Source organism: Streptomyces rubellus, assembly GCF_036323805.1.
Classification (GTDB): domain Bacteria; phylum Actinomycetota; class Actinomycetes; order Streptomycetales; family Streptomycetaceae; genus Streptomyces.
The window spans coordinates 26,601-41,894 of record NZ_JAZDCX010000017.1; the positions used below are offsets into that span (position 1 = coordinate 26,601).

The 15,294-nt window shown below is 72.0% G+C and carries 12 protein-coding genes and 1 riboswitch; of the genes, 6 read left to right on the forward strand and 6 right to left on the reverse strand.

The genetic code is table 11. From position 1 onward, the window contains the following. Nucleotides 1-62: 62 nt before the first annotated feature. Entirely contained in the window at nt 63-1,607 is a 1,545-nt protein-coding gene (locus tag V1L54_RS19930; protein ID WP_330119427.1) for an ATP-binding protein, read from the forward strand. A 26-nt stretch (nt 1,608-1,633) separates the two neighbouring features. After that, a complete protein-coding gene (locus V1L54_RS19935) occupies nt 1,634-4,615 on the forward strand; it encodes a Z1 domain-containing protein (RefSeq protein WP_330119428.1) in 2,982 nt (993 codons plus the stop codon). 70 nt (nt 4,616-4,685) lie between these two features. On the opposite strand, the gene V1L54_RS19940 is transcribed toward V1L54_RS19935, so the two are convergent. Further along, nucleotides 4,686-5,273 (reverse strand): ATP-binding protein, encoded by a 588-nt coding sequence (locus V1L54_RS19940; protein ID WP_330119429.1) that lies wholly within the window; start codon nt 5,271-5,273, stop codon nt 4,686-4,688. Between the two features lie 286 nt (nt 5,274-5,559). On the opposite strand from V1L54_RS19940, the gene V1L54_RS19945 reads away from it, so the two are divergent. Further along, nucleotides 5,560-6,048 (forward strand): glutathione peroxidase, encoded by a 489-nt coding sequence (locus V1L54_RS19945; protein ID WP_330119430.1) that lies wholly within the window; start codon nt 5,560-5,562, stop codon nt 6,046-6,048. 73 nt (nt 6,049-6,121) lie between these two features. Here V1L54_RS19945 and V1L54_RS19950 read toward each other — a convergent pair whose 3' ends face one another. Beyond that, entirely contained in the window at nt 6,122-7,312 is a 1,191-nt protein-coding gene (locus tag V1L54_RS19950; RefSeq protein WP_330119431.1) for an epoxide hydrolase family protein, read from the reverse strand. Nucleotides 7,313-7,449: 137 nt separating this feature from the next. Between V1L54_RS19950 and V1L54_RS19955 the strand changes: the two genes are divergently transcribed. Both V1L54_RS19955 and V1L54_RS19960 read left to right on the forward strand, forming a co-directional pair. Further along, entirely contained in the window at nt 7,450-8,187 is a 738-nt protein-coding gene (locus tag V1L54_RS19955) for an antibiotic biosynthesis monooxygenase (protein WP_330119432.1), read from the forward strand. 64 nt (nt 8,188-8,251) lie between these two features. Continuing rightward, nucleotides 8,252-8,713, forward strand: coding sequence for a PPOX class F420-dependent oxidoreductase (locus tag V1L54_RS19960; protein WP_330119433.1), 462 nt, complete (start codon nt 8,252-8,254; stop codon nt 8,711-8,713). A gap of 282 nt (nt 8,714-8,995) precedes the next feature. Here the strand turns inward: V1L54_RS19960 and V1L54_RS19965 are convergent, their stop codons facing one another. The 4 genes from V1L54_RS19965 to V1L54_RS19980 form a co-directional block, all read right to left on the reverse strand. Next, entirely contained in the window at nt 8,996-10,063 is a 1,068-nt protein-coding gene (locus V1L54_RS19965; protein ID WP_443076711.1) for a M23 family metallopeptidase, read from the reverse strand. 11 nt (nt 10,064-10,074) lie between these two features. Further along, nucleotides 10,075-10,232: riboswitch (cyclic di-AMP (ydaO/yuaA leader) on the reverse strand. A 317-nt stretch (nt 10,233-10,549) separates the two neighbouring features. Beyond that, nucleotides 10,550-11,770 carry a PP2C family protein-serine/threonine phosphatase gene (locus V1L54_RS19970; RefSeq protein ID WP_330119434.1) on the reverse strand — a complete coding sequence of 407 codons (1,221 nt, stop codon included), beginning with the start codon at nt 11,768-11,770 and terminating at the stop codon, nt 10,550-10,552. Nucleotides 11,771-11,868: 98 nt separating this feature from the next. Continuing rightward, the gene (locus V1L54_RS19975) at nt 11,869-13,179 is read right to left on the reverse strand and encodes an APC family permease (RefSeq protein WP_330119435.1); all 1,311 of its coding nucleotides are present in this window, start codon (nt 13,177-13,179) and stop codon (nt 11,869-11,871) included. A gap of 118 nt (nt 13,180-13,297) precedes the next feature. Beyond that, nucleotides 13,298-14,113, reverse strand: a complete 816-nt coding sequence (locus V1L54_RS19980; RefSeq protein ID WP_330119436.1) for an AfsR/SARP family transcriptional regulator — start codon at nt 14,111-14,113, stop codon at nt 13,298-13,300. Nucleotides 14,114-14,383: 270 nt separating this feature from the next. On the opposite strand from V1L54_RS19980, the gene V1L54_RS19985 reads away from it, so the two are divergent. Then, on the forward strand, nt 14,384-15,292 hold the full coding sequence (locus V1L54_RS19985) for a manganese catalase (protein ID WP_330119437.1): 909 nt from the start codon (nt 14,384-14,386) through the stop codon (nt 15,290-15,292). Nucleotides 15,293-15,294: the final 2 nt, after the last annotated feature.

The window sequence follows — 15,294 nt, forward strand, 5'->3', positions numbered from 1 at the left end:
ACCCATGGGCCACCGTTCCCCCACACGCAGGCCCTCCCTGTGCGCCAAGGAACCGCGAACGTATGCCGCCCTCCGCTTCCCTCTCCGCCATCTGGCAGTACGACGTCCCAACCAGCGGAAGCACCCACCTCCCTCCGGACGCCGGGTATGCGAAAGCCCTGACCAACCAGGGGTACGGCTTCGAGGCCGCCGTCGCTGACCTCATCGACAACTCGATCGATGCCGGCGCTGACGCCGTCGTGGTGCACTTCCTCCGCGACGCGGACCGCATCGTGTCCCTGCTGGTCATCGACAACGGCCGGGGGATGGACGACGCGGCCCTCGACGGTGCCATGACTGTCGGCCGCCGCCGTGACTACGGTGACGAGGCCCTCGGCATGTACGGCACCGGCCTCAAGGCCGCCTCGCTCTCGCAGGCACACTCCCTGACGGTGATCAGCCGTACCAAGCGCAGCCCGGCCGCCGGCCGCAAGCTGACCGCGGAGAGCATTGAGGACGGTTTCCGCTGTGACAAGGTCGAGTCCGGGTTCGCGCAGCAGCAGATCGATGTCTACGACGGCATCATCCAGTGGCAGGGCACGATCGTCCGCTGGGACCGGGTACGCGCCTTCGAGACCGTCGCACCAGGCCAGAGCGAGCAGTACCTGACAAAGGCCATCTCCCGGCTCGAGACCCATCTCGGGCTTTACTTCAACAGGTTCCTCAGCCGCGGGCTCATGCTGGACATCGCCGTGTGGGACGTGACCACGGACGAGGAGACCGACCACATCAGCGTGGAACCGCTGGACCCGTTCGGCTACAAGGTTCCCGGCAAGGCCGGTTATCCGAAGAAGTTCTCCGCGCTGGTGGAGGGCGTGGGCCAGATGGAGCTGGAGGCACACATCTGGCCTGCCAAATCGGGCCTGGCCGGCTTCCGGCAGATCGGTCCCGTGCAGGACCGCCAGGGGTTCTACTTCTACCGGAACGACCGGCTCGTACAGGCTGGCGGCTGGAGCAACCTGCGCAGCCCTGAGGGCCACCTGGTGCTCGCCCGTGTGGCAGTGGACCTGCCGGACAAGGCCAACGAGGTGTTCAGCCTCACGGTCAAGAAGGACGGGGTCGAGGTCACCCCGGCCTTCACCATTGGAGTGGAGAAGGCGGCCGACAGCTCCGGCGCCACGTTCCGTGCGTACCTCGCCGACGCCGAGGCCACGTACCGGGAGGGCATGTCCCGTTCCGTCATCGAGCGACCCAAGGTCATCGAGCCAGGCAAGGGTCTCGACCCCAAGGTCAAGCGGGCCGTACGCGAGGAACTGCCGCTCAAGGAGGGCGAGGACCCCGTCCGTATCGAGTGGGTGTCTCTCCCCGAGGACCAGTTCTTCAAGCTCGACCGTGACGGCCACGCCATCCTCCTCAACAAGGGGTTCCGGGAGGACTTCAACGACGGGCGGCGAGGCGGCTCGAACGACGCTCCCATGGTCAAGACGCTGCTGTACCTGCTGCTCCAGGACAGCTTCGGTCTCGGCCGCTGGGAGAGGAAACGGGCCGACCGCATCGAGTACTGGAACAGCATCCTGCTCGCCGCCGCCCACGCCCAGCGCGAACGCCGTCTCCGGTCCGGTTCCTGAACACCGCCGTCATCCCGGGAAATGACATGACTGATGCTCTGCTGGAGATCCACACTGCGGCCCTGAGCGGCATGGGCGCCACTCCCAGCCACTTCCGCAAGTGGGCTTATGTCGCCGCAGAAGAGGACTTCCCCGACGCCGATCTCAGTGAGGGCACGTTCCGTGCCCGGCTCTCCGATGAAGCGTCGCGTGGCGGCCCACTCGTCTCTCTCTGGGCCCGGGCGCTGACGGCCTGGGACTTCGCAGAAGAACTGCGCTGGTCGGATACCACCCCCCGCACGGACGAGCGCCGCAGCGCGGCCTATGACCGGCTCCGCTTCGGTGATGACCTCCGTAAGGTGCTCGACACGGTCATCCCTGTCTCCCACATGCCCGGGGCCACCGTTATCGCCCGCGAGCACACTCCCTGGTATACCCCTGAGCGCGCTGCGGCACGGTCCTTCTACTGGCAGGCGTACGCGCGCAAGCTCCGGGAGAAGGGCTGGTCCGAGGCGGCGATCGCGAGCCTGGACGAAGCCAGCCGGGCCGTTGTTGAACGTCTCACCGACCCCGAGCAGAGCGCGGTACGGCAGGCGAAGGGCTTGGTCGTCGGAAACGTGCAGTCCGGCAAGACCGCCAACTTCACCGGCGTCATCGCGAAGGCCGTGGACGCCGGGTACCGCCTGGTCATCGTCCTCGGCGGCACCCTCAACCTGCTGCGCGCCCAGACTCAGCGCCGACTCGACATGGAGCTGATCGGCCAGGAGAACATCCTGCGCGGGGCCGATCCCGACGATATCGACTCGCTTGTCGGTATCGATTACGTGGGCGACGACGCCGAGTGGTCCAAGTTCGTGCGGCACGGCGGACGCCCCTCCGCACAGCGTGCCTTCGACATCGAGCGCCTGACCACCCGCGACAACGACTACAAGAGCCTCGCCCAGGGGATTCGCGCCCTGGAGTTCGAGAAGCGCGAGTCAACGCTGCCGCTGTACGACCCCGCCAACCTGCACCACGCGGCGGCCCGGGTGATGGTCGTCAAGAAGAATAAGAGCGTTCTGACAAAGCTGGTCAAGGACCTCAAGCAGATCCACGGCATCCTCGGTGAGCTGCCCGCCCTGATCATCGACGACGAGTCCGACCAGGCGTCCGTCAACACCTCCGACCCCAGGAAGTGGGCTCAGGGCTCCACCGAGCGCACGGCCATAAACGGCCTCATCTCGCAGCTCCTAGGTCTGTTGCCGCGCGCCCAGTACGTCGGTTACACAGCGACTCCGTTCGCGAACGTCTTCATCGACCCGGGTGACGCCCAGGACATCTTCCCCAGCGACTTCCTCATCTCCCTGCCCCGCCCCGAGGGCTACATGGGCGTCCAGGACTTCCACGACCTTGACTCCCCGCTGTCCCACTCAGAGCGCACCGTTGCCAATTCTCACGAGAAGGCGCACGTCCGCGGGATCCGCGACAGCTCCGACGACCGTCTCCGGGAGGCTATGGACAGCTTCGTCCTCGCTGGTGCCATCAAGCTGTTCCGAGCGGACCGCTACGTGGACGACGAGCCGTTCCGGCACCACACCATGCTCGTCCACCAGTCCGTGCGCGTGGACGACCACGCCGAACTCGCCCTGCGCATCAACACGATGTGGCACGAGGCCGGCTACACGTCCACGGAAGGCCACGCCCGTCTCGCCAGGCTGTGGGAATCTGACTTCGCACCGGTTTCCGCCACCCGTGCGGCCAGCCTTCCCAACCCGGCCTCCTATGAAGAACTCCGTCCGTACATCAGCCGTGCGCGGCAGCTCATCGGGCGTGGCGGTAACCCGGTCGTGGTCGTCAACGGCAACACAGACCGGTACTTCGATCAGCTCGACCTCGATTTCGACCGCACACCAAACGTCTGGAAGATCCTCGTTGGCGGCACCAAGCTGTCCCGCGGCTTCACCGTCGAGGGCCTCACCGTCACCTACTACCGGCGTACAAGCCGCCAGGCTGACACCCTCATGCAGATGGGGCGCTGGTTCGGGTTCCGACCCGGTTACCGCGATCTCGTGCGCCTGTACATCGGCCGTGAGGAACCTCTGACAAAGACCTCGACTATCGACCTCTACGAAGCCTTCGAAGCGATCTGCCGCGATGAGGAGTTGTTCCGCCAGCAGCTCATCCAGTACGCCACGCTCGTTGACGGCAAACCACAGGTGATCCCCGCACAGGTTCCTCCGTTGGTCGCACAGCACCTGCCCTGGATCAAGCCGTCGTCCCGCAACAAGATGTTCAACGCCGAGCTTGTGGAGGTACGCTCGCCGGGCAAGCCGATCGAGCCTGCGGCCTATCCCCTGGACCCGGCAGCCCTCCGCCGCAACACCGAGCGGTGGCGGCCTCTGCTGGGCACCTTCTCCGCAGAGCCGACCGCTTTCACCAATCCGTCGAACGAGGGTGACGGCCCCGGCCGGACCTTCACCGCTCTCACCGCACGTGTCAGCCACTCCGAACTGTTCGTGGTGCTCAGCGCACTCGAGTGGGAACGCGAAGGTATCTTCCAGCCGCACCTGCGTTACCTGGTGCAGCTCGACGGCCGGCTGGCCACCGTCAACGACTGGCTGCTGATCTCTCCCCAGCTTGCCCACGGCAGCCGGGTCGAGGCATCCGTGGAGGGCTCCGTCCCCCTCTCCCTCGTACGCCGGAGCAGGCAGGCCGGGAAACCCTCCTTCGGCAGGATCGCCAGCGTGGAGCACCAGGCAGCAGCCCAGCGGCTCATCAACACAGCCGCTGACCCGGCCTCCGGGCCGGCTACGGGGCCTGCCGTGGGGCCGAACACCGGCGTGGCACTGATCTATCCGGTGGTCGAAGGCAAGAAGGAGGATGACGTACGCGCTGCCGTCTCGCGCGGCAAGGCGGACCCGGCAAAGGTGGTGATGGCCTTCACTCTGGTTCCGCCGGAGTCAGCGATCGGTTCCTCGCGTCGTCTCGTCCGCTTCCAGGCCAAGAACTCCCGTCATGACGCGGCGATCATCTCGACAACCGATGTCTGACAGAGACCAAAGCTGACGGGCGGTACGCCGGTGGCCGCGCCCCCGTCGGGGGGCGCGGGCGGGGAGCGCGTCAGTGCGTGGGGGACTTCGCCGTCCGGCGGCGGACGCGCGGGCGGTGGAGCCGGCCGGTGCGGGCGTCGGTGAGGCCGAGGACCAGGGCGAGCCGTATGCGCAGGCTCCGCCGGGTTCGGGCGCGGCCCGGGGCCGGGTGCGGGGACGCCTCGCCGTGGGGCCGGTGGGCGGGGTGGTCCTGCGGGGCGTTCGCCAGCTCGCACCACACCACCTTGACGTCCTCGCGCAGGACGAGCCCCCAGCGGTCCGCCAGGGCGTCGAGCAGCACCAGTCCGCGCCCCGACTCCCGTTCGGCGGACTCACCGGGGAAGGCGGGCAGCGCCCGTACGCCCGGGTCGGTCAGTTCGACGCGGAGCCGCCGCCGGCTCGCCGAGACCGCCAGGGTGACCGGTGTGCCGGTGCCGATGTGCCGGATGACGTTGGCGACGAGCTCGCTCACGCACAGCTGGGCCGTGTCGACGTGTTCGGGGAAGCCCCAGAGTGTCAGCTGCGTACGGAGGGCGCGGCGGAGTTCGGCCACCCTCTGCGGCTCTGCCGGAAAGGAAAGCTCCCACCGTTTCCTGACCAGACAGTGCCTGAGGCGCATGCATGCCGTCCCTTCGGGCCCGGGCGGGGGCCCACCGGTGAAAGTGACCGATCAGGTGCGCTGAGTGATAACGCAGCGTGAGTATGACACGGGACACACTGTCATGAGCTGCTTGAATATGGAACCTTCACAAACCTTCCTACCCGTGACGCCTTCTGTTAAGAAGTTTCTGACCTGCGAAAATCGGTAGAACGTTCGGTACAGCACGGGGAGGTGGGGGAATGCCCGCCGGGGGTTGGAGAACTCACGGCGGCCGGGGGGCGCGCTCTCTGTTAGACAGGGGGTTATGAGCCTCTACGACATCCCCCTGCGCACCCTCTCCGGTGAGCCCACCTCCCTCGCCGAGTACCGCGGCAAGGTCCTGCTGATCGTCAACGTCGCCTCCCGCTGCGGGATGACCCCGCAGTACGAGGGCCTGGAGCGGCTGCAGAAGCAGTACGCCGACCGCGGCTTCACCGTGATCGGCGTGCCCTGCAACCAGTTCGCGGGCCAGGAGCCCGGCACCGCCGAGGAGATCGGCACCTTCTGCTCCGCCACCTACGGCGTCACCTTCCCGCTGCTGGAGAAGACCGAGGTCAACGGGGACGGCAGGCACCCGCTCTACACCGAGCTGACCAAGCTGGCCGACGCCGAGGGGCAGGCCGGGGACGTCCAGTGGAACTTCGAGAAGTTCCTGGTCGCGGCGGACGGTACGCCCGTCGCCCGGTTCCGGCCCCGCACCGAGCCGGAGGCGCCGGAGATCACCGCCGCCGTCGAGGAGCGGCTGCCCGCCTGAGGGACCGCGGACGCGGACGCGGCGCCGCGCCCCGGCGGCCCGGTGCGGCGCCCCGGGCCGCCGGGGCGCGGCCTCACTCCCGCAGCCCGGCGAAGAACGCGCGCAGGTCGGCGGTGAGCAGTTCGGGCTGCTCCATCGCCGGGAAGTGACCGCCCCGTTCGAAGCTCGACCAGTGCGCGGTGACGCCGTCCGGGTCCACCAGGGGCCGCACCGCCGGATCGGCGGCGAACTCCGCGACGCCCATGGGGACATCGGCGGTGGCCGGGTCGCCGGGGCCGGGCGGCGCCGCGGCCAGGCCCGCCATCTCGCGCCGCGCCTCGCACGTGAAGTGGGCGGTGGAGGCTCCCAGGCCGCCGAGCCAGTAGAGCGTCACCTTGGTGAGGAGCTGGTCGCGGTCGACGGCGTCCTCGGGGAGTTCGGCGGCCGGGTCGGTCCACTCGTGGAACTTCTCCACGATCCAGGCGAGCTGGGCGACCGGGGAGTCGGTCAGTCCGTAGCCGAGGGTCTGCGGGCGGGTGGACTGGAGCTGGAAGGAGCCCGTTCCGTCCGCCCCGAAGGCGGGCCCGGGGCGGACGGCCACCGTGCCCATGGCGGAGAGCACCGCCAGCATGTCGTCGCTCCCGGCGAGCGAGAGGTGGACGCCGGCCAGACGCTCGGGGACGGTGCGGCGCAGGGTGTCGGCGACGCCGCTGCCGACGTCGAAGGCGTGGACGCCGTACCGGTCGTGGCCCAGACGGCGCATCAGCCCGTCGAAGGCGGCGGCGGTACGGCTCACGCCCCAGCCCGGCTCGGACAGCGGGGTGGAGAAGCCGAAGCCGGGCATGGACGGGGCGACGACGTGGAAGGCGTCGGCCGGGTCGCCGCCGTGGGCGCGGGGGTCGGCCAGGGCGTCGACGACGCGCAGGAAGTCCACCGGGGAGCCGGGCCAGCCGTGGCACAGCAGCAGGGGCAGTGCGCCGGGCTCGGGTGAGCGGCGGTGGAGGAAGTGGAACCGCTGCCCGTCGATGTCGGTGGTGAACTGCGGGACGGCGTTCAGCTCGGCCTCCCGGGCCCGCCAGTCGTAGCCGGTGCGCCAGTACTCGGCCAGCTCCCGCAGGTACGGCAGGGGCACGCCCCGGCCCCAGCCGGGCTCGGGGGAGTCGGCGGGCCAGCGGGTGCGGGCCAGCCGCTCGCGCAGGTCCGCCAGTTCGGCGTCGGGGACCTCGACGCGGAACGGGCGGAGGGGATGGGGGCCGGCGGTTGCGGCTGTCCTGTTCGCTGCCATGTCCGGCACGCTACGGGGCCCTGCGGAAAGGTTCTGTCCTCGTTGGCCGGACAACCGCTTGACTTCAAGCGGACTTGAGGTATGAGGGTGGGCGCGTACGGACGGACACACCGCTGCTCGCGAGGAGGTATCACGCCATGCCCGAGACCAGACCGCTCACCCACCCCGACCCCGCCCGCCCCGGCGTCGGCGCCCCGTTCTTCAGCTTCTGGGACGTGGGCACGCCCGAGCGGCAGCGCGCCGCCGTCGCGGCGATCGAGGCCGTCTGGACGGGGCGGCCCTGGCCGCTGCCGGGCCTGCTGTCGTACAGCGTGTACGCCGGGACCGACGGCCGGACGCTGCTGCACTACTCCCAGTGGGCCGACGAGCGGGCGTACGAGGACTTCGTGCGCGATCAGCGCGCGCACCGCAACGACGAGGTCGACCGCGCGGTGCCGGGCATCGAGCGGCTCGACCTGGTGCGCACCCGGTACTACCGCGGCTTCGGGCTGCCCGGGGACGGGAACGGGAGCGGGGAACGGCCCGAGCCGGGCTGCGTGGTGATCGTGGACGTGACGTTCGACGGGCCCGACGAGGCGCGGCAGCGGGCCTGGGTGGACGCCGTCGGCGAGGCGCTGGACACCGACCCCGCCCCGCCGGCCGGCGGCATCTCCGGGCACTTCCACCTCTCCACCGACGGCACCCGCGTCGTCAACTACGCGGAGTGGGTCAGCGAGCAGGCCCACCTCGACGCCCTGGCGGCGGCGGGCGAGGGGGTCGGCTCGCCCACCCCGCAGTGGCACCGGGTCCGGAACTTCCCCGGGCTGGTGCGCAGCGACGTACGGCGCTACCGGCTCGCGTTCACCGCCGAGCGGCCCGGGAGCGGCGGGGAATGACGGGAGGGCCGGGGGTGTTGGGGCGGAAGTGACAGCCGGGAGGACAGCCGGGGAGGGGACCGCCATGGCCGGGAACGCGGGGAAGCAGGCGCCGGAGGAGCTGCTCGCCCTCCTCGCCGAGCGCGATCTGGGGGTGCTGGTCACCCTCAGGCGGGACGGGCGGCCCCAGCTGTCGAACGTCAACCACACCTACGACCCCGAGCGGCGGCTGATCCGGATCTCGGTCACCGCCGACCGCGCCAAGACCCGGAACCTGCGGCGCGATCCCCGCGCGAGCTTCCATGTCACCAGCGCGGACGGCTGGGCCTGGACGGTGGCGGAGGGGCTGGCCGAGCTGACGCCGCCCGCCGCCGAGCCGGGCGACGCCACGGTCGAGGAGCTGATCGAGGTGTACCGGGCGATCCGGGGCGAGGAGCACCCAGACTGGGACGACTACCGGCGGGCCGTGGTCGCCGACCGGCGGCTGGTGGTACGGCTGCCGGTGGACCGCGCGTACGGGCAGCCGCCGCGCCGGACCGGCGCGTGAACGGGGTGCCGGGCCGTGCGTGAGGGTGCCGTGGGGGCGGGGAGGACCGACGGCCCTGGTGTCGGGGGGTGGATCACCAGGGCCGCCGGGGCATGTGGGCAGGTGCGGTGCCCGTACGCCGCCGCCTCGTCCCCTCCTGGGCCGGCCGACGTGCACACCGGCGGTGTGCGAGGCGGCGGCGCTGGTGGTGGGGGGTCAGTAGGAGGGGGGAGGAGGAGCGGAAGGAACCTCGTCGGGTCCGGGCCGGCACCGGAGTCCGGGCCGGCATCGGAACCGGCCGGGTCAGATCTTGAGGCCCTTGCCGCGCAGCCAGGTCAGCGGGTCGATCGGGTCGCCGCCGCCGGGGCGGACCTCCAGGTGGAGGTGCGGGCCGGAGGAGTTGCCGGTGGAGCCGACGCGGCCGATCACGTCGCCGGTGGTCACCTTGCCGCTGGTCTTGGTCATCGAGGACAGGTGGCAGTACCAGATCTCGGTGCCGTCGTCGAGCCGGAGGATGATGCGGTAGCCGTAGGAGCCGGCCCAGCCCGCCTCGACGATCTCGCCGGTGTGCACCGCCTTGACCGGGGTGCCGGACGGGGCGGCCATGTCCAGGCCGGTGTGGTTGTTCGCCCACATCGAGCCGGAGGCGCCGAACTGGGAGGAGAGCTGGAACGAGGAGAGCGGGAGGGTGTGGCTGGCGGCGAGCTTGGCCAGGCGCTCGGCCTCGGCCTTGCGCTTCGCCTCCTCGGCTGCCTTGCGCTTCGCCTCGGCCTCGGCCTCGGCGGCCTCCTCGGCGGCGGTGGCCGCGGCCTGGTCGGCGGCGGCCTGGAGGGCGGCCTGGGTGGCGCCCGTCTGCTGCTGGTCGACCTGCTGGAGGATGCGGGCCCGGAGCGCCTCGCCGGCGTCCGTCGTCAGGCTCGCGGTGGTGACGACCGGCGCGTCCTGGTCGGCGTCCCCGGTGCCCAGCGGCGACGCCTGGCCGAGGTTGAGGGGGTTGGCGGTGCTCTCGTCGGAGACCGGGGTGACATCGGTGCCGGTGTCGTCGCCGTCTATCAGGGCGCCGACGCCGGGGACGGAGTCCAGGTCCAGGTCGGGCATGGCGATGGCGGCCGGGGACTTCACCTTGGCCGTGGCCATGCCGCCCGCGCCGACCGCCGCGATCATGCCGACGCCGAGGACCGCGCCGCTGCGCGCCATGCCGTTGCGCTGCTTGACGACACGGTGCCGGCCGCGGACCGGGCGGACGGAATCCTCGGTGGGATTCCACACCCGCCGCTCCCCGTCGCCGTCCGGGCCGAACGGGGCGAAGGTGCCGGTGTGCAGGTCGTACGAGACCTCGGGGGCCTCGGAGGCCGGGCTGCTGGACGCCACGGGGGCGCTCTCCTTTCCTTCCTTCTCGCCTACCGGGTTAGCTGACGGGTTCGGAGCAGGAAGGTCTCCTACGGGCTCGCACATGCGGATGCACGTGCACGCGCTTGCCCGATTCACCCCAAGAAGTGGTTCCCCGGTTCCCTGGGTGCGGGCTCCGCGGTGGCGGAGTCGCACGGTCAGGATTCGGCGACGGCGCACGGTGCCGCCTCTTTCGACGGCAGTGACGACCGCGCTGCGTTATCGAACGTTAATAGAGGGGCAGCCGGGATTCCAAGTCCCTCCTTCACATGGTGAGTAATTTCGACGGGGATTTAACGGGGCATCTCCCGCCCAAAACGGGCGAGTTGCCACCCCCTACGGGTCGAAGAGACGTAAGTCACTCAGCTGAGGGCCGGCCAGATGGTACGGATGTGTGCACGACGGCGATACGCAGCGTGACCGACGGCGCCGCGGCCGGTGGCACCGAGGGTCACCGGGTTCACGGGGTCATCCGGGTTCGCCGGAGCGGGACGGGGGCGGGGGCGGCGCGGGGTCGCGCATGACCGCCAGCAGCGCCATGTCGTCGTCCGTACGGCCGTCCGCGTGCGCGTGGACGTCCGCGACGAGGGCGTCCAGCAGGGCGCCCGGGCCGGGGAAGCGGCGGCCGCGCAGCCGGGCCACCGGGTCGTAGAAGACGCCCTCGGCGTTCCGGGCCTCGGTCACCCCGTCGGTGTGGAGCAGCAGCAGCGCGCCGGGCGGGAAGGGCACCGGGCCCGTACCGCCGTCCGGGCCCTCCGGCGCGTCCGCCGGACCCGCCATGTCCCCCAGCCCCAGCGGCAGCGCGTACGAGTCCGGCTCCAGGGTCCGCACCGAGGCTCCGCCGGCGGACAGCAGCAGCGGGGGCGGATGACCCCGGCTGACGATCCGCACGCTCTCCGGCTCCCCGGCCGGCCCCGGCGGGAGCTCGGCCAGCACGGCCGTGACGAACTCCACGGGCCGTCCGGCGCCCCCGCCCGGGAGGCAGTCCGACTGCCCGGCCCGCTGGGACCGCTCCCGCAGGAGGGCGTGGTCGATCCGGTCCGCGACCGCCGCCAGGTCCGGCTCGGTCTCGGCCGCCTCCCGGAAGGCGCCGAGCACCACGGTGACCGTGGCCACCGCGTCCAGCCCCTTGCCGCACACGTCACCCACCAGCAGCCGCACCCCGTACGGGGTGCGCTGCACGGCGTACAGGTCGCCGCCGATCCGGGCGTAGGCGTGGGCCGCCTCGTAGCGCACCGCCAGTTCCAGGCCGCCGATCCGGCCGGGCGGCACCGGCAGCACGGCGAACTGGACCGCCTCGGCCACCTGGCGGACCGAGGCGAACCGCTGCTCGCCGTGGCGCAGGGCGTGGTTGACGGCGAGGGCCAGCACACCGAAGGCGGCGACCGCGCCCAGTCTCAGCAGGCCCTCCGTCCAGCCGGGGCCGCCCCGCAGCAGCACGGCGGCGTACGCCAGCACCGCCGCGATCCCGGTGAACAGGGTGCCGCGCGCCGTCCACAGCGCCGCCGCGGCCAGGGGCGCGGCACCGAACGCCGTTCCCAGCAGCAGACTGGGCGGCGTCGCCAGGTTGACGGCCAGCCCGGCCACCAGCAGCACCAGCGGCAGCAGCCACGGCGGGCGGCCGACACCCGGAATGGCGCGGGCCCGTTCCCGGCCGCTGTCCGTCGCATGCCGTCGATCGCCGTGCACTTCTCCCACTCTTCCCGACCCGCCGCGGCCCGGCGAGTCGATCAGTGCGGGCGATCAGTGCGAGCGGGCAGTACGGGCGGACGCCGGATCGGCGCCGGTCAGCGCCGCCGGGCGGCGGCCGTACGGCGTACCCCGTACACCGCGGCACCGGCGGCCAGCACCGCCGCCCCCGAGAGGACCGAGACCGCGGGCAGGGCCAGGGCCAGCGCCGCGCACCCGGCCAGCCCGACGACGGGGACGATCCGGGCCGGACGGCCCTCGGCGGGGGTGAGGGTCCGGGCGGAGGCGTTGGCGATCGCGTAGTAGGCGAGCACCCCGAAGGAGGAGAAGCCGATCGCGCCGCGCACGTCCGCCGTGGCCGCCACCACCGCCACCACCGCGCCGACCGCCAGCTCGGCGCGGTGCGGCACGCCGAAGCGCGGATGGACGGCGGCCAGCACGGGCGGCAGATGCCGGTCGCGGGCCATCGCCAGGGTGGTGCGGGAGACCCCCAGGACCAGCGCCAGCAGCGAACCGAGCGCGGCCACCGCCGCGCCCGCCCGTACCACCGGCACCAGCCGATCGGCGCCCGCGGCGCGGACCGCGTCGGCCAGCGGCGCGGTGGCCTCGCCCAGTCCGGTGCTGCCCAGCACGCTCAGCACGGCCACCGCGACGGCGGCGTAGACGGCCAGGGTGATGCCCAGCGCCAGCGGGATCGCCCGCGGAATGGTGCGCTCCGGATCACGCACCTCCTCACCCAGGGTGGCGATGCGGGCGTAGCCGGCGAAGGCGAAGAACAGCAGCCCGGCCGCCTGGAGGACCCCACCGGGCGTCATGCCCGCGCCGTCGTCCGCGCGCAGCGAGAGCCGGGCCGCGTCCGCCGCGCCGGAGGTGAGGGAGGCGACCACCACCGCGGCCAGCACCGCCAGCACCACCGCCACGATCGCCCTGGTCAGCCAGGCGGTCTTCCGCATCCCCGCGTAGTTGACGGCGACCAGCGCCACCACCGCGGCCACCGCGACCGCGTGCGCCCGCTCGGGCCACGCGTACAGGCCCACCGTCAGGGCCATCGCCGCGCACGAGGCCGTCTTGCCGACCACGAAGGCCCACCCGGCCAGATAGCCCCAGAACTCGCCCAGCCGTTCGCGGCCGTAGACGTAGGTGCCGCCGGAGTCGGGGTGGCGGGCGGCCAGCCGGGCCGAGGAGGTGGCGTTGCAGTACGCCACCACCGCCGCCAGTGCCAGGCCGGGCAGCAGTCCGGAACCGGCCGCGCGGGCCGCCGGGGCGAAGGCCGCGAAGACACCCGCGCCGATCATGGAGCCGAGGCCGATCACCACCGCGTCGCCGGTGCCCAGCCGCCGCCGCAGCCGGGGGGACGGGCCGTCCGGCGCTCCCGGCGCCCCGGCCGGCACCGCCGGTGACTCGCCCATCGCCCGCTCCTCCTCGCGTCCGCGCTCCCGTCGGCAGGACCGTACCCGCCCCCGGTGAACGGCATCCGGCCCGCACCGTACGCCGCACACCGCGCGCCGCGCGCCGCGCGCCGGGCCGTCAGGGCACGGCCGGACCGCGGTCCAGTGGACGGCCCAGGCAGGGCGCCATCAGACGCCGGAACTCGGCGGACGGTGCCAGCCCCAGTTCCCTGCGCAGCAGCAGCCGGAAGAACTCGTAGTGCCGCAGCGCCTCGGCGGCGTTGCCCTCCGCCATGTGCACCCGGACGACATGGCGGTGCGCGCTCTCCCGTAGCGGCTCGGCCTCCACCGCGGCCATGGCCGCCTCCATGGCCGCGGTGCGGAGGCCGGCGCGCAGCAGTCGCCGGCACACCGCCTCCAGCGCGTGCAGCCGGGTCTGGCGGAAGTGCTCCCGGGCGATCAGCAGCCAGTCCTCGGGCCAGTCCGGCAGCAGGTCCTCCCCGAGGCAGTCGAGCGCGTACCGCGGCACCGGACCGGCGGCCCGCGCGTCACCGCCGGCGTCACCATCGCCGTGCGGCGCGGTGAGACGGGCCGCGCTCCGCTCCGCCAGGTGCAGGTCGACGCCGACCCGGGGGGCGAGGGAGAGGGTCGCGTCGCCGAGGCGGACCAGCTCGCACGGTCCGCTGCACCGGGACAGCCGCCACAGCGTGGAGCGCAGGCTCGCCCCGGCGCGCCGGACGGCCAGGTCGGGCCAGAGGGTCTCGGCCACGACCGGCCTGGCCACCCCCTCGCGGTGCAGCGCCAGGAAGGCCAACAGCCGCTGCACGGACGGGCTGAGGACCACGCACCGGGAACGTATCTCCAGGTGGAAGCGGCCCAGCAGGGTCAGCCAGGCCTCCCGGTCCGCCGGGTCCGGGTGCGGCTGCCAGGAGGTGAGGGTGAAGGAAGTCGTCATGGTGGGGGCTCTCCGGGTGGGGACGCCGGCCCGGCCGGTCTCCGGATCGGTCGGACGCGGAGGTTCCCGTCCGGCGACTTGTCACACTCTCTGCTGCCATATTCCGACATGTCCATCACGCCGTTCCGCGGAGACGGCGCGGTGACGGGCGCTCCCTAGCGTCCGGAGGGACGGAGCGCACCGGCGTTCCGTGCGCAACGGACCCGCGTACACAGCGCGTTCCGACCCTCCGAAGGCCGGGCCCGACCCGGCCGGGAAGCGAGAGCACCGATGTTCCGACACACCCAGCGGCTGCAGTTCGACGCCAAGCCGGAGAAGCCCGACCCCGTTCTCGCCCGCAAGCTCCAGGAACTCGTCGGCGGCGCGTACGGCGAGATGACCGTGTCGATGCAGTACCTCTTCCAGGGCTGGAACTGCCGCGTCAAGGGCAAGTACAAGGACCTGATCATGGACATCGCCACCGAGGAGATCGGCCATGTGGAGATGCTCGCCACCATGGTCGCCCGGCTCCTGGAGGGCGCCCCCAACACCGAGACCACCAAGGTCGCCGTCTCCGACCCCGCCGTGGGCGCCGTCATGGGCGGCATGGACCCGCAGCAGGCGATCATCGCGGGCGGCGCGGCCCTCCCCTCGGACAGCAACGGCTACCCGTGGAACGGCCGTTACGCGGTGGCCAGCGGCAACCTGCTGGCCGACTTCTACGCCAACGTCGCCGCCGAGGCGCAGAGCCGGCTCCAGGCCGCGCGCATCTACAACATGACCGACGACCCCGGTGTGAAGGACATGCTGAAGTTCAACCTCGCCCGGGACACCTACCACCAGAACCTGTGGCTGGCCGCCATCGAGCAGCTCCGCGAGGACAACCTGGAGGACGTCGTCGTCCCCGGCGCCCTCACGGACGAGGAGCACCGCGAGCACGCCGCGAGCCTGTGGCACCTGTCCGACGGCGACGCCGCCGCGGCCGGGCTGTGGGCCTCCGGCCCGACCCCGGACGGCGACCACGAGTTCACCGTGCTCTCCGACCCCGAGCCGCTGGGCGAGAAGGCGTCGCCCCCGCCGCCCGACCCGAAGCTCTTCGCCACCTACGACGGCTCCTACGGCGAGCCCAAGAGCCCGGCCCTGGGCACCGAGGTGGGCCTGAAGGGCAAGATCAGGGGCGCGCTCTCACCCGACGAGTGAGG